Here is a 23669-nt window from a genome sequence, read left to right as displayed (position 1 = left end):
CGAAGGAGCAGGGGACGAAGGAGCAAGGGACGGAGGGAAACGTATGACGGCAGCGGTGACGGACCCGGCGCGGGAACGGCTGCGACGGTGGCGGCTGGTGCTCGGCGGGGGCGCGGCGGACGGCACCGGACGCGCGCTGTCCGGCCAGGACGCCGCCATGGACGGAGCGCTCACCGCGCTCTACGGCAAGGGGGACAAGCCGCGGACGGGGCGGGAGCGTTCGGCTGGACTGGGGGCGTCCGCGCCGTCGGTGGCGCGCTGGCTCGGGGACATCCGGACCTACTTCCCCTCCTCCGTCGTCCAGGTCATGCAGCGCGACGCCATCGACCGGTTGGGGCTCGCCACCCTCCTGCTGGAACCGGAGATGCTGGAGGCGGTCGAGGCCGACGTCCATCTCGTGGGCACGCTGATGTCACTCGACAAGGCGATGCCCGACACGACGAAGGAGACGGCACGGGCCGTCGTCCGCAAGGTCGTCGACGAACTGGAGAAGCGGCTCGCCACCCGCACCCGGGCCACCCTCACCGGCGCCCTCGACCGGAGCGCCCGCGTCAGCCGGCCCCGCCACCACGACATCGACTGGAACCGCACGATCGCGGCCAACCTCAAGCACTACCTCCCCGAGTACCGGACGGTCGTGCCCGAGCGGCTCATCGGCTACGGGCGTGCCGCGCAGTCCGTGAAGAAGGAGGTCGTCCTCTGCGTCGACCAGTCCGGGTCGATGGCGGCGTCCGTCGTCTACGCCTCGGTGTTCGGGGCGGTGCTCGCGTCCATGCGGTCCGTCGACACGCGGCTCGTCGTGTTCGACACGGCGGTGGTCGACCTCACGGACCAACTCGACGACCCCGTCGACGTGATCTTCGGTACCCGGCTCGGCGGGGGCACGGACATCAACCGGGCGCTGGCGTACTGCCAGTCGAGGATCACCCGGCCCGCGGAGACGGTGGTCGTACTGATCAGCGACCTCTACGAGGGGGGCATCCGCGACGAGATGCTCAAGCGGGTCGCGGCGATGAAGGCGTCGGGGGTGCAGTTCGTGACGCTGCTGGCGCTGTCCGACGAGGGGGCGCCCGCCTACGACCGGGAGCACGCGGCGGCCCTCGCCGCGCTGGGCGCGCCGGCGTTCGCCTGCACGCCCGACCTGTTCCCGGAGGTGATGGCCGCGGCGATCGAGAAGCGGCCGCTGCCGATACCGGAGCCGGTGTGAGGAGGGAAGAGGAAAGAAGGGAGAGAGGAAAGAAAGGCGAGGGGAGAGAAAGGCGAGGGGAGAGGGAGGGGCGATTTGTCGATCCTTCGTCGTCCGACTCGGGTCGGCAAAGGCGGACATGACGCCCCATCGGTGAGAGAGGGCTTGCGCACCCTCCGGAGTCGCGTGCGAGGATCGACGACGCTCGACGCCTGAGGCATCGAGTTTCCTTCATGTACCGCCGTCCACGAGGAACCTTCCTCCCTTGACCTGGTCAGCCCTCCTGCCCGGTGCCGCTCTGCGCGCGATGCGCACGGCGGCCGGCAGGCGTGCGCTGCACCTGGCGTTCCTGGTGGGCGCGGTGCTCGTGCTCGGCGTGCTGTGCGGGGAGCGGGCCCAGGCGGCGGACGGCGGCGGCCCGGTGAACACCTCCTCCGCTTCTCCGGTCACCGGTGCGGTGGTGTCGGTTTCGGGGTCGGTGGGTGAGCGGGTGGTGACCCCGGTCGCCGATCGGCTGGGCGGGGTTGTCACCGACCTGACCGAGGTGCCCGCGAAGGTGCTCCCGGTACCGTCTCCGCCTTCACGCCCGCAGGCTCCCGCCCTGCCGACCTTGCCCGGTCTGACGCAGCCCGCGCCCCTTCCGGAGTTCCCGGGGCTGCCCGAGGTCCCGGTGGAGCCCCGGCTCCCGCGACTGCCCGCCGTCCCGCCGGACGCACCGGATGCACCGGACGCACCGGACACGCTGGACGCACCGGGCGCACCAGCCCCCCTCCCGGTGCCGTTCACTCGGTCGGAAGCCCCCGCGCCACCGGCGACCGACGCCTCCGTTCCCACCGCGCGGCCCGAAGCCCCGGAGGCCGCCCCGTACGGCCCGGACGCCGGAGGTGCCGGCGCAGGCCTCGCCGTCGACCCGCTGCCGTGCGACGACACCGAGCACCGTGCCACGCCCCCCGCGCCGCACAGCGACCCGGCCCCGGCCTCCCACGCTCCCGGCGGGAGCCCGGACGGCACGACGGGCCACCGCTCCGCGGCGGACCACACCGCACCACGCCACGGCGACGCGCACGCCGTCACCCCGGGTCACCGTCTCCGCGTCCGGCTCGTACCCGGCGCCACCGTGTCCACCGAGGCGGCCGAGCCCCGGGACCGGTGCCGGGACGTACCGGTCTCTCCCGCCTAGGCGGAGCCCCCGCGGGCAGGCCGCGCAGCTGCGGAGGTCCTCCCCGGCTGTCCGGGCGCGAGCGCACCCCCGCGCCCGTACGGGCGCCCTGCATCCGCACGCCCGTACACCCCATACGCCCCGTACGCCCCGCGTACCTCGTACGTACGGCACCTGACTCGCGAGTAAGAAAAGCTTCACGGGGGTACTCGGAACCGGACGGCCGAACGCCATCGGCTGGTCCGGCCGCAACCCCGTGGATGGGGTGATCGGCCCCCATTGGGGTGGGGGCCGGCCACCCCGCACCCGGAGGGCAGGGACGTCGTCCCTGCTCCGGGTGCACGGCGGGCCTCACCGGGTCAACCCCAGCCCGGTGAGGCCCCACACCGATGGCACGCTGTGCCACTGTTTGCGGCATCATGTGACAGGTATCACCGCTCATGTGTGACCCGCGATTTAGAGACACCTTGCAACCGGGGCTAACCTGCGAGACGGACATGCCGCGCGCTCGGACACCGTGTGCGCTCCCTCTGTGACACTGCGGACGTAGTCACGTTGCCCTTCGCGGCACGCCCACGCATCCAACGAATCGCGAATCACTGATAGGGACGGAAGCGCGTGGACCTGTTCGAGTACCAGGCGAGGGACCTCTTCGCCAAGCACGATGTACCGGTGCTGGCCGGTGAAGTCATCGACACGCCTGAGGCGGCGCGCGAGATCACCGAGCGTCTGGGCGGCAAGTCCGTCGTCAAGGCCCAGGTGAAGGTCGGTGGACGCGGCAAGGCCGGCGGTGTGAAGCTGGCGGCCACTCCGGATGAGGCCGTCGCCCGTGCGACGGACATTCTCGGGATGGACATCAAGGGCCACACGGTCCACAAGGTGATGATCGCCGAGACCGCTCCGGAGATCGTCGAGGAGTACTACGTCTCCTTCCTCCTCGACCGTGCCAACCGCACGTTCCTCTCCATCGCGTCCGTCGAGGGCGGCATGGACATCGAGGAGGTGGCGGCCACCCGTCCGGAGGCCGTCGCCAAGACGCCGGTGGACGCCAACGAGGGTGTGACCCCCGAGAAGGCGCGCGAGATCGTCGAGGCCGCGAACTTCCCGGCCGAGGTGGCCGACAAGGTCGCCGACGTCCTCGTCACCCTGTGGAAGACCTTCATCGCCGAGGACGCGCTCCTCGTCGAGGTCAACCCGCTGGCCAAGGTCGCCTCCGGTGACGTCCTCGCCCTCGACGGCAAGGTCACCCTGGACGACAACGCCGAGTTCCGTCACCCGGACCACGAGGCGCTCCAGGACAAGGCCGCGGCCAACCCGCTCGAGGCCGCCGCCAAGGAGAAGAACCTCAACTACGTCAAGCTCGACGGCGAGGTCGGCATCATCGGCAACGGCGCGGGGCTCGTGATGAGCACCCTGGACGTCGTCGCCTACGCCGGTGAGGCGCACGGTGGCGTCAAGCCCGCCAACTTCCTCGACATCGGCGGCGGCGCCTCCGCCGCCGTCATGGCGAACGGCCTGGAGATCATCCTCGGCGACCCGGACGTCAAGTCCGTGTTCGTCAACGTCTTCGGTGGCATCACCGCCTGTGACGAGGTCGCCAACGGCATCGTGCAGGCGCTGCAGCTGCTCGCGGACCGGGGCGAGGAAGTCACCAAGCCGCTGGTCGTGCGGCTGGACGGCAACAACGCCGAACTGGGTCGCAAGATCCTCTCCGACGCCAACCACCCGCTGGTGCAGCGCGTGGACACCATGGACGGCGCGGCCGACAAGGCCGCCGAGCTCGCGGCCGCGAAGTAAGGGACGAGGGACACCACAGCCATGGCTATCTTCCTCAACAAGGACTCCAAGGTCATCGTCCAGGGCATGACCGGTGCCACGGGCATGAAGCACACCAAGCTCATGCTGGCCGACGGCACGAACATCGTCGGCGGTGTGAACCCGCGCAAGGCCGGCACCTCCGTCGACATCGACGGCAACGAGATCCCGGTCTTCGGCACGGTCGCCGAGGCGATGGAGAAGACGGGCGCGAACGTATCCGTCCTCTTCGTACCGCCGGCCTTCGCGAAGTCCGCCGTCGTCGAGGCGATCGACGCCGAGATCCCGCTCGCGGTCGTCATCACCGAGGGCATCGCCGTCCACGACTCGGCCGCGTTCTACGCGTACGCCGTGGAGAAGGGCGACAAGACCCGGATCATCGGCCCCAACTGCCCGGGCCTGATCAGCCCCGGTCAGTCGAACGCCGGCATCATCCCGGGCGACATCACCAAGCCGGGCCGGATCGGCCTGGTCTCGAAGTCCGGCACGCTGACGTACCAGATGATGTACGAGCTGCGGGACATCGGCTTCTCCTCGGCCGTCGGCATCGGTGGCGACCCGGTCATCGGCACGACGCACATCGACGCGCTGGCCGCGTTCGAGGCCGACCCCGACACCGACCTGATCGTGATGATCGGTGAGATCGGCGGCGACGCCGAGGAGCGGGCCGCGGCCTACATCGCGGAGAACGTGACGAAGCCGGTCGTCGGCTACGTCGCGGGCTTCACCGCGCCCGAGGGCAAGACCATGGGCCACGCCGGCGCCATCGTCTCCGGTTCGTCCGGCACCGCCCAGGCGAAGAAGGAGGCCCTCGAGGCCGCGGGCGTCAAGGTGGGCAAGACGCCGACCGAGACGGCCAAGCTGGCGCGCGAGCTCCTCGCGGGCTGAGCCACCGCAGAACACGGGTGGGCCCGTTCCCTCAGGGGGGACGGGCCCACCGTCGTTTCCGGCCGTGCCGCCCGTCACGATGCCGACCGGTCACCGCGGCTGCGGTGCCAGTCGTTGCGGGCCGTGCTGCAGCTCCTTCCGGAGCTTGTTCCGCAGCTTCCGTTCCTTGTCCGAAAGGGGGCCCGGGGCCATCTGCGGCGGCACCCCCTGGACGATCTCCCCGGGCGGCGGCGGTGGGTCGTAGCGCGTGGGCGCCGTGGCCAGGGTGAACGCGGTGGCGCCGATCAGGGCGACCGTGAAGGCGATGACGGCCCGGGTCCGGAACCGGGCCCTGCGCTCGCTGCCGCCCCGCACCTCCGGCGGCTTGGCGGACCGCAGGTGCTCGGCGGAGGCCAGCTCGGCCAGCCGTTCGTGCAGCACCCGCGGGTCCGACAACTCCGGCAGCCGGGCCGCGACGATCTCGTGCGCGTGCAGCAGCCGGCTCGCGGCCGCCCGCGTGCTGGCCTCCGTCTCCGCCGCGGTCTCCGGCAGGCCGAGGCCGACACCGTCGTAGAGCACGAGCGTGCGGCGGTACGGCGGTGGCAGGTGCAGCAGGACGTCCAGCAACTCCCGGTCGGACTGCTCCGCGGGCGGCGGTTCCGGGCGCCGGTGGCAGGGCCGGAACCGGTGCCACGGGGACAGCGCCCACTCGTACGCCGCCGCACGCACCCAACCGGCCGGGTCGCGGTCGCGGGCCACTTCGGGCCAGCGGTCCCAGGCCAGTTGGAAGGCCCGCTCGACCGATTCGCGCGCCAGTCCGCGGCGGCCGGACAGCAGATACGCCTGCCGTACGAGCGCCGGGGCACAGAAGGAGTACAGGGCGTCGAAGGCCTGAGCGGGCGTCAGGGCGGAGGGATCGCCGTCCTCTTGGCCGGACGGGGCGAGTGCCGACTCGGGGTGTTCGGAGTATTCGAAGGATGCGGAGGACGCGGAGGGCGCGGAGCGAGCAGGGTGTTCGAGGGGCCGCCCAGGCCGCTCGGACCGCCTGGGCCGCTCCGTCGGCGCGGGCGCCGTCGTGGTCGTCAGCAGTTTCGCGTACATCTCCCGCTTCCGGCCGCGCGGTGTGCTGCGACCGGACTCCCACGCACGCACCGTCTCGCGGCTGACGCCGATCCGCTTCGCGAGCTGAGCCTGCGTCAGCGAACTGGATTCACGTAGGCGTCGTCGTTCCCCGGGCGAGGGGAGGGGGGTAGCAGGGCTCCGTGTCACAGGACGCCCCTTCGTGCGAGAAGGTACATAAAGTTATATTGAGCGACACAGCGGTGCTTCGCCCGTTACGAGGGGAAAGCGCGTGTCGTTGGGAGCATGGCGGGTGTGATCCAGACGACTGCCCGCCGATCGACGCCGGCCCTGCTGCTCACCCGGATGCGTGACCGCCCGCCCGGACTGACCTCAGGTCTCCTCGGTGGTGCTCTCGCCGCGGGACTCGGACTCGCCGCGTTCGCCACGCTCGTGATCCTGCTGTGGATCAGCTCGCCCTACCCCGACAGCGGACCTGACGGCGCGCTGCACATCGCGGCGGCGCTGTGGCTGCTGGCGCACGGCACCGAGCTGATCCGTACCGACACGCTCTCCGGTGTGCCGGCGCCCCTGGGCGTTCCGCCGCTGCTGCTGCTCACGGTCCCGGTGTGGCTGCTGCACCGGGCGGCCCGCGACGCCACGGACGGGGACGAGTCGGACGACGCTCCGCTCGTCGACGGCCCGACCGCATGGGCGGGCGTCGTCCTCGGCTACCTGACCGTCGGTGTGCCCGCCGCGCTCTATGCCGCGGGCGGTGAGCTGCGGCCCGCGTGGGCGTCGGCGGGCGTGTGCGTTCCGCTGGTCGCCGTGCTGGCCGCGGGGGCGGGGGTGTGGCGGGCGTACGGCTGCCCCAGTGGGCCGCTGGAACGGACCGTGGGGGCACTGCTGCCGAGGAGGGTGCGTCATCTGCTCCTCGGCCCGGACGGACGCCTCGGGGTCGCGGCACGCGCGGCGACGGCCGGAGCCGCGGTGCTCGTCGGCGGCGGGGCACTGCTGCTGACGGTGTCGCTGGTGTGGCACGGTGGGGAAACCCAGGCGGCCTTCCTGCGGTTGACGGAGGGATGGTCGGGGCGGGCCGCGGTGTTGCTGCTCGGCGTCATGCTGCTGCCGAACGCGGCGGTGTGGGCGGCGGCCTATGCGATGGGCCCCGGGTTCCTCCTCGGGGCCGGCACCGCCGTGACCCCGTTCGCCTCCGCCCCGGCCCCGCTGCTGCCCGCCTTCCCGCTGCTGGCGGCGGTGCCGGACGCGGGGCCGGGGACGCCGGTGAACTGGGCGGCCGGGGCGGTGCCGTTGGCGGCCGGTGTGGTGACGGGGTGGTTCGTCGGGAAGGGCGCCACGGCGACCGGACATCCGGCGCCGCCGGAACGGGAGGGCCTGCGGTCGGAGCGGGCGCCGGACGCGGCCTGGTCGCGGAGCCGGACGGCCGGCGCCGCCGGGGTGGCGGCGGTGTTGTGCGCGACCCTGCTGGCGCTGTCCGCCGCGCTGGCGGGCGGGCCGATGGGGGTCGCGGCGCTCTCCCGCTTCGGGCCGGTGTGGTGGCAGGTGGGAGGCGCGACGCTGGTGTGGATCGGACCGGTGGCCACGGCGACGGCCCTGGCGGTACGGGCACGGCGGTGCCGCACGCCTCGGGACGAACCGGCGGAACGGGCACCGGCGGGGACGGGACCAGGGACAGGGGCGCAGGCGTGGGTGCGGGTGCCGAGGATCGGCAGGCCGCGCAGGCGGCCACCGGAGGGCGAGGCGCGCACCACGGGCGCGCGACGGCCCCCGGACGCCTCCGGCCCCTACGACTTCCTGCCCGCGGACCCCATCCCGGTCGGACCCGGTGCTCTCCCGGCTCCCGACGCTCCCGCGGTTCCCCCCGCGCCCCGCGCCCCCGAGCCCCCGAACACACCTGAGCCGCCCCCCGCGGTGTGAGGGGGCGGCTCAGGTGTGTGGGAGCGGCTGTCGGCAGGTCTCTCAGTCGGCCGTCCCGAGGAAGTTCCGGAGTTCGTCCGGCAGGAGGGTGTTGCAGGACTGCCTGGCCTCCTGGGTGAGGGCGTCATGCGTACAGGTGTAGTAGTCCCGGTACACCAGCTGTGCCGTGAAGTTGGCGGCGACCAGGGCGAGTGCCAGGGAGGCCGTGACCAGCCCGCTCACCGCGGCCGTGGTCTGCGGGCGGCCCTTCTGCGCCGGTGCCGGGGAGTCGGGGTCGGAGGCCGCGCGGGGTTCGGCGCGCAGGGCGCTGATCGCCCAGTACAGGGCGAGCGCGCCCAGCAGCAGTGCGACGTAGGGCCAGCTGAACAGGGCGAAGAAGAAGGCCCACATGCCGGACAGCAGGGAGTAACGCGCCCGGCGCTGGACCGGGTCCGTCGGGTCCCAGCGCGGTCCGGGGCCCTGGGGCCCGCTGTTCCCGCCGCCCTGTCCCTCCGGGCTGCGCGGGCGATCGCCGAAGCCGCCCGAGGAACGGCCGGGCTGCCGGTCACTCCACCGCCCGCCCCACGGGGAGCGGCCGCCGTCTCCCCGGCCGCCACCGTCACCGCCCTCGTCGCCGGACGGGTGCCGGGGCTGCCAGGACTGGTCGGGGGTCCCCTCCGGGGGCGGCGCGAACGGGTTGTTCTCCTCGGAGCCACGGCGCCGCTCGCCGCCGCTGCCCTCGTCCCGGGGCGTCTCGGGCGGCGAGGAGGGGCGCTCCCGCAGCAGCACGGCGCCACGCTCCCCTCCCTGTGCCGACGGCTGGGGGAACGTGAGGAATCGCAGGCTGCGGTCCGGCATCAAGTGAGCGTCTTCCCCTTTTAACGAAGTGCGACTGATCGAGTACGGCTGGCCACGGACGACTTCCACGGCTGAGCCGGAGTGTTCCGTCCGTTCTCCGGTCCCGGGCTCCCTCCTGTGAACGCTTGGTGCACAGGAGGCGTTCCCGGGCGACCCGAACGTTCCCGGACCGGCTCTTCCCAGACGCTACCTTCCAGCCACGCCCCCGTCCCGTGAGAGCCGCCCAGTGTGCCGGTATCGTTGCTGACGGTCGGCCGCTTCGTAGGCTTCCCCGTATCCGAGGGAGCGAAGCATTCGTACGAATACACAAAGCGCTGTGCCTCCGACCGCACGAGCGCTCCCGAGAAAGGGCCCCACCGTGGCCGCCAAGCCCGTGGCCGAGCGCCCCAGGCGCCTCGTCGTGCTGGTCTCCGGATCCGGCACCAACCTGCAGGCGCTCCTCGACGAGATCGCCGCCACCGGCGCCGAGGCGTACGGAGCCGAGATCGTGGCCGTCGGCGCCGACCGCGAGGGCGTCGAGGGGCTCGCCCGCGCCGAGCGCGCCGGGCTGCCGACCTTCGTGTGCCGGGTCAAGGACTTCGCCGACCGCCAGGAGTGGGACGCGGCGCTCGCCGAGGCGGTCGCCGCCCACGCACCCGACCTCGTGGTGTCCGCCGGGTTCATGAAGATCGTGGGCAAGGAGTTCCTCGCGCGCTTCGGCGGGCGGTTCGTCAACACCCACCCCGCCCTGCTGCCCAGTTTTCCCGGAGCCCACGGCGTACGGGACGCGCTCGCGTACGGCGCCAGGGTCACCGGCTGCACCGTCCACTTCGTCGACGACGGTGTCGACACCGGGCCGATCATCGCGCAGGGCGTGGTGGAGGTCCGGGACGAGGACGACGAGAGCGCGCTGCACGAGCGCATCAAGGAAGTCGAGCGAAGGCTGCTCGTCGAGGTCGTGGGGCGGCTCGCCCGCAACGGCTATCGCATCGAGGGACGAAAGGTAGTTATCCAGTGACCGCCGAGAGCAACAAGCGGGCCGTCCGACGGGCGCTCGTCAGCGTCTACGACAAGACCGGGCTCGAGGAGCTCGCCCGTGGCCTGCACGAGGCGGGCGTCGAACTCGTCTCCACCGGGTCCACGGCCGGCCGCATCTCCGCCGCAGGCGTCCCCGTCACCAAGGTCGAGGAGCTGACCGGCTTCCCGGAGTGCCTGGACGGCCGGGTCAAGACCCTGCACCCGAAGGTGCACGCCGGCATCCTCGCCGACCTGCGCCTCGACAGCCACCGGGAGCAGCTCGACGAGCTGGGCGTGCAGCCGTTCGACCTGGTCGTGGTCAACCTCTACCCGTTCCGCGAGACCGTCGCCTCGGGCGCGACGCCCGACGAGTGCGTGGAGCAGATCGACATCGGCGGCCCCTCCATGGTCCGCGCCGCCGCCAAGAACCACCCGTCCGTCGCCGTGGTGACCGACCCCGCCCGGTACGCCGACGTCCTGTCCGCCGTCCGCGACGGCGGCTTCGACCTCGCCATCCGCAAGCGCCTGGCCGCGGAGGCCTTCCAGCACACGGCCGCGTACGACGTGGCGGTCGCCTCCTGGTTCGCCTCCGAGTACGCCCCCGTCGACGCCGCGGCCGACAGCAGCTCCGCTGCGGGGCGGTTCCCCGACTTCCTCGGCGCCACCTGGGAGCGCAAGAACACCCTGCGCTACGGCGAGAACCCGCACCAGCCCGCCGCTCTGTACGTCTCCGGCACAGGCGGCCTCGCCGAGGCCGAGCAGCTGCACGGCAAGGAGATGTCGTACAACAACTACACGGACACCGACGCCGCGCTGCGTGCCGCGTACGACCACGCCGGGCCGGCCGTCGCGATCATCAAGCACGCCAACCCGTGCGGGATCGCGACCGGCGCGGACGTCGCCGAGGCGCACCGCAAGGCGCACGCCTGTGACCCGCTGTCCGCCTTCGGCGGCGTGATCGCCGTCAACCGCCCGGTGTCCAAGGAGATGGCCGAGCAGGTCGCGGAGATCTTCACCGAGGTCATCGTCGCGCCGGACTACGAGGACGGCGCCCTCGAAGCCCTCACCAAGAAGAAGAACATCCGCGTGCTGCGCACCCCCGAGGCCCCGGCCGCCCCCGTCGAGGTGAAGCCGATCGACGGCGGAGCCCTGCTCCAGGTCACCGACCGCCTCCAGGCGGAGGGCGACGACCCGGCCACCTGGACGCTGGCCAGCGGCGAGGCCCTCTCCGAGGCGGAGCTGGCCGAGCTGGCCTTCGCGTGGCGGGCCTGCCGGGCCGTGAAGTCCAACGCGATCCTGCTCGCCAAGGACGGCGCCTCGGTCGGCGTCGGCATGGGTCAGGTCAACCGCGTCGACTCCGCGAAGCTGGCGGTGGAACGGGCCGGCGCCGAGCGCGCCCAGGGCGCCTATGCCGCCTCGGACGCCTTCTTCCCCTTCCCGGACGGCCTGGAGATCCTCACCGCGGCGGGCGTCAAGGCCGTGGTCCAGCCGGGCGGTTCGGTCCGTGACGAGCAGGTCGTCGAGGCGGCGAGGAAGGCCGGCGTCACGATGTACTTCACGGGCACGCGCCACTTCTTCCACTGACGGACCGTCCGCCCGGTCGCTCACACGGGCGACCGGGCGGACTAACCCCCTGCTTGTCCACCTCGCACCGGCCGACCTCGGGGACACCACGGGCGCGCCGGCCCGGGCCGGAGACGGCCCCCTGCAGCTTCCGCCGTTTCCGGATCCGCTCGCCCCGGACGCGCCGAGGGCCGTGTCCCACCCGTTCGGGGAGACACGGCCCTCGGCGGCGGTGTGCTCGGGGCGGTCGCTCTCAGTAGCGCGGGCGGTTGAACCAGGCGCTGCCCGCGGCGTTGCCGACGAACACGGCGATCAGGATCGCCAGCACCGTGTGGATCAGGCCCACGAAGACGAAGGGGTAGATGCCGAGGATGGCGGTGATGATGCCGAAGATCAGCGCGGTGATGCGGACACCGTTGCCGCCCTTGCCGAACTTGACGGCCAGTACGAGTGCGAACACGCCCCACGCCAGTGCGAACAGGGTCAGACCCCAGAGCAGGCCGGACGAGTAGTCGGCGAGCTGATCGAACGCGGGCTCCTCACTCAGCGCCGGGTCGTTCTTCGCGGCCTGCACGCCCACGGCACTGATCGCGAACAGCGCCACGCCGATGAGCTGCAGGCCCACGATGACCCACAGCAGCACACGTGCCGTGCTCACCGTTCCCGGCATGGACGTCGGTATCGGGGCACCGGGGTAGGCACCCACCGGCGGCGCCGCCGGGTAGCCGTAGCCGGGCTGACCGGGGGGCTGCTGCTGGGGGTAGCCGTAGCCGGGCTGGCCGGGCTGCTGCTGCGGCTGTCCGTAGGGGTTGTTCGGGTCGCCGAAACTCATGGCGCTTCTTCCTCCGTTGTCGCTGCGGGTGCGGGGACGACGCGGGGCGCGGTTCGGAGGAAGTTCTGCAGACGCGGTCCGTCCCCCCGGTTCTTGCCCGCGGCACCGTGCCGTTCATCGTTCTTGACCGATCTGCCGATTGTCCAGCCGCAGACGGTATGTGTTGTGCAAGTGCAACATTGCTGATCTTGGCCGGATACGGGTGAAACACGGCCGGTCCGAGGGTGGACTGGAGGTGAAATATGGGATCGCGAACCTCGCGGTCGTCCGGGACGAGCCGGGGACGCGTCCGGAGCACCTCCGGAACGCGTCCGGAGCACGGGCGGAGCGCGTTCGGAGCACGGATCGAACGCGCGCGGATTGGTACCGGGGCCCGGTCATCCGCGAGGATGGGTCCATGACTGCCCAGATTCTCGATGGCAAGGCCACCGCAGCAGCGATCAAGTCCGATCTGACCGCCCGCGTGGCGGCGCTGAAGGAGAAGGGCGTCACGCCCGGCCTCGGCACGATCCTCGTCGGCGACGATCCCGGCAGCCGGAAGTACGTCGCCGGCAAGCACCGCGACTGCGCCCAGGTCGGCATCGCCTCCATCCAGCGGGAGCTGCCCGACACGGCCACGCAGGAGGAGATCGAGGCGGTCGTCCGCGACCTGAACGAGGACCCGGCCTGCACCGGATACATCGTCCAGCTGCCGCTGCCCAAGGGCATCGACGAGAACCGCATCCTGGAACTCATGGACCCGGACAAGGACGCCGACGGCCTCCACCCGATGAACCTCGGCCGCCTCGTCCTGAACGAGCCGGCCCCGCTGCCCTGCACCCCCAACGGCGTCCTCACCCTGCTGCGCCGCTACGGCGTGGAGATCAAGGGCGCCGAGGTCGTGGTCGTCGGCCGCGGAGTGACCATCGGCCGTCCGATGCCGCTGCTGCTGACCCGGCGCAGCGAGAACGCCACCGTGACCCAGTGCCACACCGGCACCCGCGACCTGTCGGCGCACCTGAAGCGCGCGGACATCATCGTCGCCGCCGCCGGCTCCGCCCATCTCGTCCGCGCGGAGGACGTCAAGCCCGGTGCGGCCGTCCTGGACGTCGGGGTCTCCCGCAACGCCGAGGGCAAGATCGTGGGTGACGTGCATCCGGACGTGGCCGAGGTGGCCGGCTGGGTCTCCCCGAATCCCGGCGGTGTCGGCCCGATGACCCGGGCCCAGCTGCTGGTCAACGTGGTGGAGGCGGCAGAGCGCAGTGTCGGCTGACAGCGACGCCCGCGAGGGGCGGGCACCCGGGTCGGCGCCGGAGCGGCCTCAGGCGCCGGAGTCGGTGTCGGCCCCGGCCTCGGCGCGGGCCGAGAACGCCGAGGCCCCCGACCTCGCCGAGGCCCCCGACCCCGTCAGCGCGCCCGACGCCGAGGGGAGGCCGCGGCGCACCACCCGCCGCTTCCCGCGGTTCACCAGGGACACCGCCCGCCCGGAGGGCGGCGGCCGGGCCGCCGCCGGCGACGCCCCCGCGCCCGCCCGGCAGTGGCCGATCCTCGCCGTGCTGCTCACGGCCGGACTCGGCCTGCTGCTGACCGTGTTCGACCTGTTCCGGATCGGCACGCTGCTGATCGGCGTGGCGCTGCTGGCGGGCGGTGCGCTCCGCTGGGCGCTGCCGGGTGTCGGCATGCTCGCCGTGCGCTCCCGCTTCACGGACATCGTCACGTACGGCGTCCTGGGGCTGGCGATCGTGCTGCTGGCGCTGATGGTGCAGCCGGATCCCAAGCTGAAGATCCCGTTCCTGGAGGACCTGCTGCACTTCACGGTCAGCAGTTAGCGGGGCCTGTCCCAGGATGATCCGGGGAATCCGGGGGACGTAGCGGAACGGTCACTTCCGTGCCACAGCGACCGGACAGCCGTTGAACAGGGGGTTCGGCGTGCAGGAAGGTTGTTTCCGGCGGCGGCCCGTCCTTTCACGGGGGTGAGGACGGGCCGCCGTTCACGGCAGGGCGGGCACTTCGGGCGACCGGCGTGACCGGTGTGACCATCCTGACGATCCCGGGCAATCCGCGCCGCCCTCCCGTGTTCTGCCCGGTTCTGTTCGGTCGAGGGGGCTGCCGGTGGGAGACTGGGCCACGAGCGAGCGAGCGCGCGACGGCGCATGCCCGCGGCCCTGACGCTCCTGTGCGCCCCCACCCCGGGAACTGAGATCCTGACTGGCGGCATCCATGTGGGTAGCCGGAACGGCGACTCGGCAGAGGGCCACCACGCGCGAGGGACATACCAGTACGACCGGGGAAGAGGGGGGAAGCAATGCCTCGTTGGAAGGCCTTGCCGGATGAACTCGATCCGCAGATCAGGGAGTTCACGAGCCAGCTCAGGCGCGTCGTGGACCGCAGCGGCCTGAGCGTCGCGTCGGTCTCCGACCGCACGGGCTACAGCAAGACGTCCTGGGAGCGTTATCTGAACGGCCGGCTGCTCGCGCCCAAGGGCGCGATCGTGGCCCTGGCCGAGGTCACCGGAACCAATCCGGTGCACCTGACCACCATGTGGGAGCTGGCCGAGCGGGCCTGGAGCCGCTCGGAGATGCGGCACGACATGACGATGGAGGCGATCAGGATCTCGCAGGCGCGCTCCGCGCTGAGCGAGCTCGCCGGACCGCCGTCGAACGGCGGGGGCGGCAGGGGCCGCAAAGGCGGCGGTGCTCCGGTCCGGCCAGGCGTCGCCGGACCGGCCGGCGTCTCACCGGCAGTGCCGCCGCAGCCGACCGCCTCGGACGTCCGTGACGCCTCCGGGGCGAACTCCTGGGGCATGGCCGGGTACGCCGGGCCCGCCCCGTCGGGCCGCCGCGGCGCCGCCGCCCCTCCCGCGCCGCCCCGGGGCGGCGGAGGCCGTGGCGGCTCCGGTGGCCCGGACGGCAAGCGGCGGACGGGGATGTTCCTCACGGGCGCCGTCGGAGTGCTGGTGGTGATCGCCGCCGCGTTCTACGTCATCGGGAGCGACGACGGCAAGAAGGGCGAAGCCGGGAAGTCCCCCTCGCCCACCGCCTCCGCCCCCGTGGAGCTGCCCGCCGGAGTGAAGTGCAGCGGCGACGGCTGCGACGGCAAGGACGCGGAGAACATGGGGTGCAGCGGCGACCTCGTGACCACCACGCAGACGGCGACCGTCGGCGCCACCACGGTCGAGGTCCGCTACAGCAAGACCTGCGGCGCCGCATGGGGCCGTATCACCCAGGCGACGCAGGGTGACGAGGTCGAGATCGCCGGGGGGAAGTCGAAGCAGAGCGACAGCATCACCGAGGTCGGCGACACGGTCGCCTACACCCCGATGATGGCGGTCGAGAGCGCCGCACAGGCCAAGGCCTGCGTGGTGCTGGCCTCCGGTGAGGAGGGGTGCACGGAGTAGGGCGGTGCCGAGGCGGCGAGCCGGGCGCGCCGTGCAGCCGCCCGTGAAGTTCGTGGCGCGGTGTGCGCATGGGACGGCGGAACCGGGGCACGTGAACCTCACCCCCACGGGAGTCCGGCACGATCGGTCCCCCGATCGGCGGCCGCCTCCGACCCTCTCCCGGACAGGCGGCCGCCTTCCCCGGGCACGCTCGTGCACACGTTCGCCACTCTGTGGGACTGACCACATGGAGCCTGGGCGTCCACGATCGTGGATGCCGCGATAGCCTGACCGCTGGATCTCTCTTGACGCCAAGAGATCGATCACCGGTACTCGCCACGATGACCCGTCCGCACCGGTGACCGATCATCGTGGCGGGCACCGGTCACGCGCCGGAGCGGGATCCGTACCCCCCGGGGCCGGGACGCCCCACCGCCAGCTGTCATACGGAGAACGCCATGACCCGCACTCCCGTGAACGTCACCGTCACCGGCGCGGCCGGCCAGATCGGTTACGCCCTGCTCTTCCGCATCGCCTCAGGCCAGCTGCTCGGCGCGGACGTGCCGGTCAAGCTGCGCCTGCTGGAGATCACCCCCGCGCTCAAGGCGGCCGAGGGCACGGCCATGGAGCTGGACGACTGCGCGTTCCCGCTCCTGCAGGGCATCGACATCACGGACGACCCGAACGTGGCCTTCGACGGTGCCAACGTCGCCCTGCTCGTGGGTGCCCGTCCGCGCACCAAGGGCATGGAGCGCGGTGACCTCCTGGAGGCCAACGGCGGCATCTTCAAGCCGCAGGGCCAGGCCATCAACGCCCACGCCGCGGACGACGTCCGGGTGCTGGTGGTGGGCAACCCGGCCAACACCAACGCGCTCATCGCCCAGGCCGCCGCCCCGGACGTACCGGCCGGGCGCTTCACCGCGATGACCCGTCTGGACCACAACCGCGCGCTGACCCAGCTGGCGAAGAAGACGGGTTCGACGGTCTCCGACATCAAGCGTCTGACCATCTGGGGCAACCACTCCGCCACCCAGTACCCGGACATCTTCCACGCCACCGTCGCCGGCAAGAACGCCGCCGAGGTCGTGAACGACGAGAAGTGGCTGGCCGAGGACTTCATCCCGACCGTCGCCAAGCGCGGTGCCGCGATCATCGAGGCCCGTGGCGCCTCGTCGGCCGCCTCCGCCGCCAACGCGGCCATCGGCCACGTCCACACCTGGGTCAACGGCACCGCGGACGGCGACTGGGTCTCCATGGGCATCCCGTCGGACGGCTCCTACGGCGTCCCCGAGGGCCTGATCTCCTCCTTCCCGGTCACCGTGAAGGACGGTAAGTACGAGATCGTCCAGGGCCTGGAGATCAACGACTTCTCCCGTGCCCGCATCGACGCCTCCGTCAAGGAGCTCGAGGAGGAGCGCGAGGCGGTCCGCGGCCTCGGCCTCATCTGATCCCGACGGATCCGTCCGATCAGTCGGATCCGTCCGACCCGTCCGCTCCGCCCGACGGGCTTCGGGTCAAGGGCCCCGTACCGGTCTCCGGTACGGGGCCCTTCCGTGTCGCGGGGCGCGGGGTTTCCACCCTTTCGACCGCATCTTCCGTGATGTAGCACACCTCCGGGCATGAATCGTGCATGCATTCGGGTCTTGTGGGCAGGCGCCACCCCGTTCCGTGGGTGACGCCCGTGTGACTCGACCTGGTCACTGGACCTGTGTCACTCATGGGCGCTGAACAGGAACGGAAGGCAGCAGGCGATCATGGCGGACAGTGCAGAGCTCCAGGTGCGTACCTCGATCCACGCGGGAGGCGAGTGGCGAGCAGCCCTCTCGGGGGCCACCCGCGAGATCCTCGACCCCGCGGACGCGCTGCCGTTCGCCGTGGTCGCGGAGGGCGACGAGAAGGACGCCGACCTGGCGGTGGCCGCCGCCCGGCGGGCGTTCGACGAGGGCCCGTGGCCGCACACCCCCGTCGCCGAGCGGGCCGCGCTGCTGCGCCGCGTCGCCGGTCTCCTCGTCCGGGACAGGGAGGCGCTCGGCCTGCTGGAGAGCCGGGACGCGGGCAAGACCGTCGAGGAGGGGCGCGTCGACATCGACTGTGTCGCCGACGCCTTCCGCTACTTCGCCGACCTGGTCGCCGGGGAGGCTCCCGGCCGGGTCGTCGACGCGGGTTCCACCGACGTCCACAGCGTCGTCGTGCACGAGCCCGTCGGTGTCTGCGCGATGATCACGCCCTGGAACTATCCGCTGCTCCAGGCCAGTTGGAAGATCGCCCCCGCCCTCGCGGCCGGCAACACCTTCGTCGTCAAGCCCAGCGAGATCACCCCGCTGACCACCGTGGCGCTCATCGACCTGCTGATCGAGGCGGGGCTGCCCACCGGGGTCGCCAACATCGTCACCGGGCCCGGTCACACCGTCGGCGCCCGGCTGGCCGAGCACCCCGACGTCGACCTGGTCTCCTTCACCGGCGGACTGGTCAGCGGCACCAAGGTCGCCCAGGCCGCCGCGCCGAGCGTGAAGAAGGTCGCCCTCGAACTCGGCGGCAAGAACCCCAACGTGGTCTTCGCCGACGCCTGCGCCACCAGGGACGGCTTCGACACCGCCGTCGACCAGGCCCTCAACGCGGCCTTCATCCACAGCGGCCAGGTCTGCTCGGCGGGCGCCCGGCTCATCGTCGAGGAGTCGGTCCGCGACCGCTTCGTCGACGAACTCGCCCGCCGCGCCGAGAAGATCAGGCTCGGCCGGGGCACCGCGGACGGCGTCGAGTGCGGACCGCTGGTCTCCGAGCAGCAGCGCGACAGGATCGAGGCGTACGTCGCCTCCGCGCTGAAGGAGGGGGCGGTGCTGCGCTCCGGCGGCAAGCGGCCGGAGCCGTCCGCCGACCGGCCCGAGGCCGGCTACTTCTACGAGCCGACCGTCCTCGACCACTGCCACCGCGAGATGCGGGTCGTGCGCGAGGAGGTGTTCGGACCGGTGCTCACCGTCGAGACCTTCCGCACCGAGGACGAGGCCGTCGCCCTCGCCAACGACACCGAGTACGGGCTGGCCGGCGCCGTCTGGACCGCCGACGCGGGCCGCGCCCGGCGGGTGGCCGGACGGCTGCGCCACGGCACCGTGTGGATCAACGACTTCCACCCCTACCTCCCGCAGGCGGAGTGGGGCGGCTTCGGCAAGAGCGGAGTGGGCCGCGAACTCGGCCCGGCCGGCCTCGCCGAGTACCGCGAGACCAAGCACGTCTACCAGAACCTCGCGCCGAAGCCGGTGCGTTGGTTCGCGGGCTGAGCCGCCACCGCCGAGCGGCACCCGGAGCGAACGCGGTGCGTGCGGCCCGGGCCGCACGCACCGCGTGACGCCGTACTGCTTCGAACGACACCCCTGGCCAGGGCTCCGCCCGAGGCCCGCCGACATCGCTCGGCACCCTTTGTCCCCCCCGTCTCGTCTTCGAGTCCCCGTAGGAGCAACATCCATGCCGGATCACACCCACGAACGCACGTACGACTACGTTGTCATCGGCGGCGGTACCGCAGGGTCCGTCATCGCCTCCCGGCTGACCGAGAACCCGGACGTCACCGTCGCGGTCATCGAGGGCGGCCCCAGCGACGTCGGCCGCGACGACGTGCTGACCCTGCGCCGCTGGATGGGCCTGCTCGGTGGCGAGCTGGACTACGACTACCCCACCACCGAGCAGCCCCGCGGTAACTCGCACATCCGGCACAGCCGGGCCCGGGTCCTCGGCGGATGCTCCTCGCACAACACCCTGATCGCCTTCAAGCCGCTCCCGTCCGACTGGGACGAGTGGGAACAGGCCGGTGCCAAGGGCTGGGGCGCGGTGCAGATGGAGGCGTACTACGCCCGGCTCAAGAACAACATCGTCCCGGTCGACGAGAAGGACCGGAACGCCATCGCCCGTGACTTCGTCGACGCCGCCCAGGGCGCGCTGGGCGTGCCGCGGGTCGAGGGCTTCAACAAGAAGCCGTTCGACGACGGCGTCGGCTTCTTCGACCTCGCCTACCACCCGGAGAACAACAAGCGCTCCTCGGCGTCGGTCGCGTATCTGCACCCGGTGATGGACGAACGCCCCAACCTGACGATCATGCTGGAGACCTGGGCGTACCGGCTGGAGCTGAACGGCACGCGCGCCGAGGGGGTCCACGTCCGCACCAAGGACGGCGAGGAGATCCTCGTACGGGCCCAGAACGAAGTCCTGCTGTGCGCCGGCGCGGTCGACTCGCCCCGGCTGCTGCTGCACTCCGGCATCGGTCCGAAGGCCGACCTGGAGGCGCTCGGCATACCCGTGGCGCACGACCTTCCCGGGGTCGGCGAGAACCTGCTCGACCACCCCGAGTCGGTGATCGTCTGGGAGACCGACGGCCCCATCCCGGACAACTCCGCGATGGACTCCGACGCGGGCCTGTTCGTGCGCCGCGACCCCGAACACGCGGGTCCCGACCTGATGTTCCACTTCTACCAGATCCCGTTCACGGACAATCCGGAGCGACTGGGCTACCAGCGGCCGGAGTTCGGCGTCTCCATGACCCCGAACATCCCCAAGCCGAAGAGCCGCGGCAGGCTCTACCTGACCAGCGCCGACCCCGAGGTCAAGCCCGCGCTGGACTTCCGCTACTTCACCGACGAGGACGACTACGACGGCCGTACCCTCGTCGACGGCATCCGCATCGCCCGCGAGATCGCGAAGACCGAGCCGCTGGCCCACTGGCTCAAGCGCGAGGTGGCCCCCGGCCCGGACATCACGGGTGACGAGGAGCTCAGCGAGTACGCCCGCAAGGTCGCCCACACCGTCTACCACCCGGCGGGCACCTGCAAGATGGGGGCGGAGGACGACGAAACGGCCGTCGTCGACCCCGAGTTGAGGATTCGCGGCCTGCAGGGCATCCGGATCGCCGACGCCTCCGTCTTCCCGACCATGACCGCCGTGAACCCGATGATCGGCGTGCTGATGGTCGGCGAGCGGGCCGTCGATCTGATCGGGAGCGATGCGTGATGAGTACCGCCACCGCTGCCGCCGCGCCCGCCGATCCAGGGGCCGGCTCACCCGTCTTCTCCGTCGACGGACTGTGGAAGGTCTTCGGCCCGAAGGCCGACCGTGTGCCCGGCGACCCCGAACTCGCCGCGCTCGACCCGGCCGGACTGCGCGCCCGCACCGGATGCACGGCCGCCGTCCGGGACGTCGGCTTCGACGTCCGCAAGGGCGAGGTCTTCGTCGTCATGGGCCTGTCCGGCTCCGGCAAGTCCACGCTGGTGCGCTGTCTGACCCGGCTGATCGAGCCGACCGCGGGCACCATCGCCATCGACGGCGAGGACGTCCGCGCCATGGACAAGGCACGGCTGCGCGAACTGCGCCGGCACCGCGCCGCCATGGTCTTCCAGCACTTCGGACTGCTGCCGCACCGCACCGTCCTCGACAACGTGGCCTACGGCCTGGAGATCCAGGGCATGGGCAAGGCGCAGCGGCGCGAGAAGGCCGCCGAGGTCGTCGCCAAGGTGGGCCTGGCGGGCATGGAGCAGCGCAGACCCTCCCAGCTCTCCGGCGGCCAGCGCCAGCGCGTCGGGCTCGCCCGCGCCCTCGTCGTCGACCCCGAGGTGCTGCTGTTCGACGAGCCGTTCAGCGCGCTCGACCCCCTCATCCGGCGCGACATGCAGGAGGAGGTGGTCCGGCTGCACCGCGAGGAGGGCCGCACGATGGTCTTCATCACCCACGACCTCGGCGAGGCCCTGAAGCTGGGCGACCGCATCGCCCTCATGCGCGACGGGCGGGTGGTCCAGCTGGGCACCCCCGAGGAGATCGTGGGCTCGCCCGCCGACGACTACGTCCGTGACTTCGTCCGGGACGTCCCGCGCGAACAGGTCCTCACCGTCCGTACGGCCATGCGCCCCGCCTCCTCGGCGGAAGCGGCCGGCAGCGGCCCCGCCGTCCGTCCGGACGCCACGGTGTCGGAGGCCATCGAGGCCGTCGCCCGCGGGGGCGGTCCGGCCCGGGTCCTCGACGAGGGCCGTTGCCTGGGCGTCGTCGACTCCGACGCGCTGCTGTCGGTGATCGCCGGAACGGAGCAGCCCACCGGAACGGAGCAGCCCGACGGGACGGAGCTGCCCAAGGAGGCCGTCTGATGGTGACCGTCACCGCAGTCGCTCCCCGGACCGGCCGGTCCGGTCTGCTCGGACACCTCGCCGTGCGCAAGCTCCTGCTGCTCACCGTGGCCGCCGCGGTCCTCGTCCCGTTCGCCGTCGCGCGCTGGGCCGGCGGCAGCTGGCCCGAGGCGCTGACCGTGGACGTCTCCGGACCGCTGGCCGGGGCCAGCGACTGGATCATCGACAACCGGGACTCCCACCCCCTCTTCCTGTACTTCTTCGGCCACGTCAGCAACGTCGTCGTCGTCACCGTACGAGCCGTCTACCTCGCCCTCCTCGCCGTCGGATGGGCGGGGGTGACCGCCCTCGCAGGGCTCGTCGCCTGGCGTGTCGCGGGCATCCGCCTCGCACTCGGCACCACCGTCGCGTTCCTCGCCTGCGGACTGCCCGGCATGTGGGTGCCCACCATGCAGACGCTCGCCCTGATGGTGGTCGCGGTCACCGCGTCCGTCGTCGTCGGCGCGCTGCTCGGGCTCGCCGCCGGGCTCTTCGACCGGATGGACCGCGTCCTGCGCCCGGTCCTGGACACCATGCAGGTGCTCCCCGCCTTCGCCTACCTCCTGCCGGTCGTGCTGATCTTCGGCATCGGCGTCCCGGCCGCCGTCCTCGCCACGGTCGTCTACGCCGCGCCGCCCATGGCCCGGCTGACCGCGCTCGGTCTGCGGGGCGCCGACAAGGAGGTGCTGGAGGCGGTCGAGTCGCTCGGCACCACCTCCCGCCAGCGTCTGCTGACCGCCCGCATCCCGCTGGCCCGCAAGGAACTCCTCCTGGGGCTCAACCAGACGATCATGATGGCGCTGTCCATGGCCGTCATCGCCTCGGTGATCGGCGCGGGCGGTCTGGGCGACCGCGTCTACCAGGCGCTGGCCTCCGTCGACGTGGGCGCGGCCCTCGCCGCCGGCATCCCGATCGTGCTGCTCGCCGTCGTCCTCGACCGGGTGACCGGCGCGGCCGGGGCGAACCTCGGCCAGGCGACCGGGCCCCGCACGCACTGGCTGTACGTCGTGGCCGGCGCCGCGGTCGTGGCCGTCGCCGGACGGCTGACGGCACGCCTGGAGTGGCCCGACGGATGGGTCGTGTCCATCGTCGAGCCGGTCAACCGGGCCGTCGGCTGGATGACCGACCACCTGTACTCGGGCGTCCCCGTCATCGGCGGCACCGCCGACTGGGCCGCACGCTTCACCACCTGGGTCCTCGACCCGATCCGCGACGGACTGCAGTGGCTGCCCTGGTGGTCGGTGCTGCTCGTCGTCGCCACCCTGGCCTGGCTGATCGGCACCTGGCGCACCGCGCTCACCGCCGTCCTCGCCATGGCCGCCATCGGGGTGCTCGGCGTGTGGACCCCGTCCCTCGACACGCTCTCCCAGGTCCTCGCGGCCGTCGCCGTCACCCTGGTCGTCGGCTTCGCGACGGGCATCGCCGCGGCACGCAGCGATCGCGTCGACCGTCTGCTGCGGCCCGTGCTGGACGTGTTCCAGACGATGCCGCAGTTCGTGTACCTGATCCCGGTCGTCGCCCTGTTCGGCGTCGGCCGCGCCCCCGCCGTCGCCGCGGCCGTCGTCTACGCGCTGCCGGCCGTCGTCCGCATCACCGCGCAGGGGCTGCGCCAGGTCGACCCGGCGGCCCTGGAGTCGGCCCGCTCGCTCGGCGCGACCAGCGCCCAGCAACTGCGCCAGGTCCAGCTCCCGCTGGCCCGCCCGGCGCTGCTTCTCGCCGCCAACCAGGGCGTGGTCCTGGTCCTCGCCGTCGTCATCATCGGCGGCATGGTCGGCGGTGGCGCACTCGGCTACGACGTCGTCTTCGGCCTCGCCCAGGGCGACCTGGCGACCGGCCTGGTCGCCGGTGCCGCGATCGTCTGCCTGGGCCTGATGCTCGACCGGGTGACCCAGCCCACCGAACGCCGCGCGAAGAAGGGAGCCTGA

18 protein-coding genes are annotated in these 23669 nt (G+C 72.2%); 15 read left to right on the top strand and 3 right to left on the bottom strand.

The window, feature by feature from the left end:
• Positions 1-43 precede the first annotated feature (43 nt).
• The 4 genes from AC6F7H_RS09335 (at position 44) to sucD (ending at position 5048) form a co-directional block, all read left to right on the top strand.
• Entirely contained in the window at positions 44-1207 is a 1164-nt protein-coding gene (locus AC6F7H_RS09335) for a VWA domain-containing protein (protein WP_500756474.1), read from the top strand.
• A 244-nt stretch (positions 1208-1451) separates the two neighbouring features.
• Positions 1452-2366: a hypothetical protein gene (locus AC6F7H_RS09330; RefSeq protein WP_500756473.1), complete on the top strand. Its 915-nt coding sequence runs from the start codon at positions 1452-1454 to the stop codon at positions 2364-2366.
• Positions 2367-2963: 597 nt separating this feature from the next.
• Complete coding sequence (gene sucC / locus AC6F7H_RS09325) at positions 2964-4142, top strand: ADP-forming succinate--CoA ligase subunit beta (protein ID WP_500756472.1); 1179 nt, start codon at positions 2964-2966, stop codon at positions 4140-4142.
• Between the two features lie 21 nt (positions 4143-4163).
• Positions 4164-5048 carry a succinate--CoA ligase subunit alpha gene (gene sucD / locus AC6F7H_RS09320; protein ID WP_500756470.1) on the top strand — a complete coding sequence of 295 codons (885 nt, stop codon included), beginning with the start codon at positions 4164-4166 and terminating at the stop codon, positions 5046-5048.
• A 90-nt stretch (positions 5049-5138) separates the two neighbouring features.
• On the opposite strand, the gene AC6F7H_RS09315 is transcribed toward sucD, so the two are convergent.
• Positions 5139-6296, bottom strand: coding sequence for a helix-turn-helix domain-containing protein (locus tag AC6F7H_RS09315; protein WP_500756469.1), 1158 nt, complete (start codon positions 6294-6296; stop codon positions 5139-5141).
• Between the two features lie 96 nt (positions 6297-6392).
• Between AC6F7H_RS09315 and AC6F7H_RS09310 the strand changes: the two genes are divergently transcribed.
• Complete coding sequence (locus tag AC6F7H_RS09310) at positions 6393-8024, top strand: cell division protein PerM (protein ID WP_500756467.1); 1632 nt, start codon at positions 6393-6395, stop codon at positions 8022-8024.
• Positions 8025-8066: 42 nt separating this feature from the next.
• Here the strand turns inward: AC6F7H_RS09310 and AC6F7H_RS09305 are convergent, their stop codons facing one another.
• Positions 8067-8861, bottom strand: coding sequence for a hypothetical protein (locus AC6F7H_RS09305; RefSeq protein WP_500756466.1), 795 nt, complete (start codon positions 8859-8861; stop codon positions 8067-8069).
• 358 nt (positions 8862-9219) lie between these two features.
• On the opposite strand from AC6F7H_RS09305, the gene purN reads away from it, so the two are divergent.
• Complete coding sequence (gene purN, locus AC6F7H_RS09300) at positions 9220-9858, top strand: phosphoribosylglycinamide formyltransferase (protein ID WP_500756465.1); 639 nt, start codon at positions 9220-9222, stop codon at positions 9856-9858.
• Positions 9855-11441, top strand: a complete 1587-nt coding sequence (gene purH / locus AC6F7H_RS09295; RefSeq protein WP_500756464.1) for a bifunctional phosphoribosylaminoimidazolecarboxamide formyltransferase/IMP cyclohydrolase — start codon at positions 9855-9857, stop codon at positions 11439-11441. The genes purN and purH overlap by 4 nt, the downstream gene beginning before the upstream one ends.
• Before the next feature lie 232 nt (positions 11442-11673).
• On the opposite strand, the gene AC6F7H_RS09290 is transcribed toward purH, so the two are convergent.
• A complete protein-coding gene (locus AC6F7H_RS09290; protein WP_500756462.1) occupies positions 11674-12252 on the bottom strand; it encodes a hypothetical protein in 579 nt (192 codons plus the stop codon).
• Between the two features lie 397 nt (positions 12253-12649).
• Here AC6F7H_RS09290 and AC6F7H_RS09285 point away from each other — a divergent pair, with 397 nt between their 5' ends.
• The 8 genes from AC6F7H_RS09285 (at position 12650) to AC6F7H_RS09250 (ending at position 23669) form a co-directional block, all read left to right on the top strand.
• Complete coding sequence (locus AC6F7H_RS09285) at positions 12650-13504, top strand: bifunctional methylenetetrahydrofolate dehydrogenase/methenyltetrahydrofolate cyclohydrolase (protein WP_500756461.1); 855 nt, start codon at positions 12650-12652, stop codon at positions 13502-13504.
• Between the two features lie 64 nt (positions 13505-13568).
• Positions 13569-14060, top strand: a complete 492-nt coding sequence (locus AC6F7H_RS09280) for a DUF3017 domain-containing protein (protein ID WP_500761728.1) — start codon at positions 13569-13571, stop codon at positions 14058-14060.
• A gap of 476 nt (positions 14061-14536) precedes the next feature.
• Positions 14537-15628: a helix-turn-helix domain-containing protein gene (locus AC6F7H_RS09275; protein ID WP_500756460.1), complete on the top strand. Its 1092-nt coding sequence runs from the start codon at positions 14537-14539 to the stop codon at positions 15626-15628.
• 437 nt (positions 15629-16065) lie between these two features.
• Positions 16066-17055, top strand: coding sequence for a malate dehydrogenase (locus AC6F7H_RS09270; RefSeq protein WP_500756457.1), 990 nt, complete (start codon positions 16066-16068; stop codon positions 17053-17055).
• Between the two features lie 306 nt (positions 17056-17361).
• A complete protein-coding gene (locus tag AC6F7H_RS09265) occupies positions 17362-18882 on the top strand; it encodes an aldehyde dehydrogenase family protein (RefSeq protein WP_500756456.1) in 1521 nt (506 codons plus the stop codon).
• Positions 18883-19066: 184 nt separating this feature from the next.
• Complete coding sequence (locus AC6F7H_RS09260) at positions 19067-20602, top strand: GMC family oxidoreductase (protein ID WP_500756455.1); 1536 nt, start codon at positions 19067-19069, stop codon at positions 20600-20602.
• Positions 20602-21726, top strand: a complete 1125-nt coding sequence (locus AC6F7H_RS09255) for a quaternary amine ABC transporter ATP-binding protein (protein WP_500756454.1) — start codon at positions 20602-20604, stop codon at positions 21724-21726. The genes AC6F7H_RS09260 and AC6F7H_RS09255 overlap by 1 nt, the downstream gene beginning before the upstream one ends.
• Positions 21726-23669: an ABC transporter permease gene (locus AC6F7H_RS09250; protein WP_500756452.1), complete on the top strand. Its 1944-nt coding sequence runs from the start codon at positions 21726-21728 to the stop codon at positions 23667-23669. Before AC6F7H_RS09255 ends, AC6F7H_RS09250 begins: the two co-directional genes overlap by 1 nt.

Source organism: Streptomyces sp. MMS24-W38 (assembly GCF_059889265.1).
Note: the sequence above shows the minus strand (reverse complement) of the source record. Positions and strands in the feature narration are given on the sequence as shown.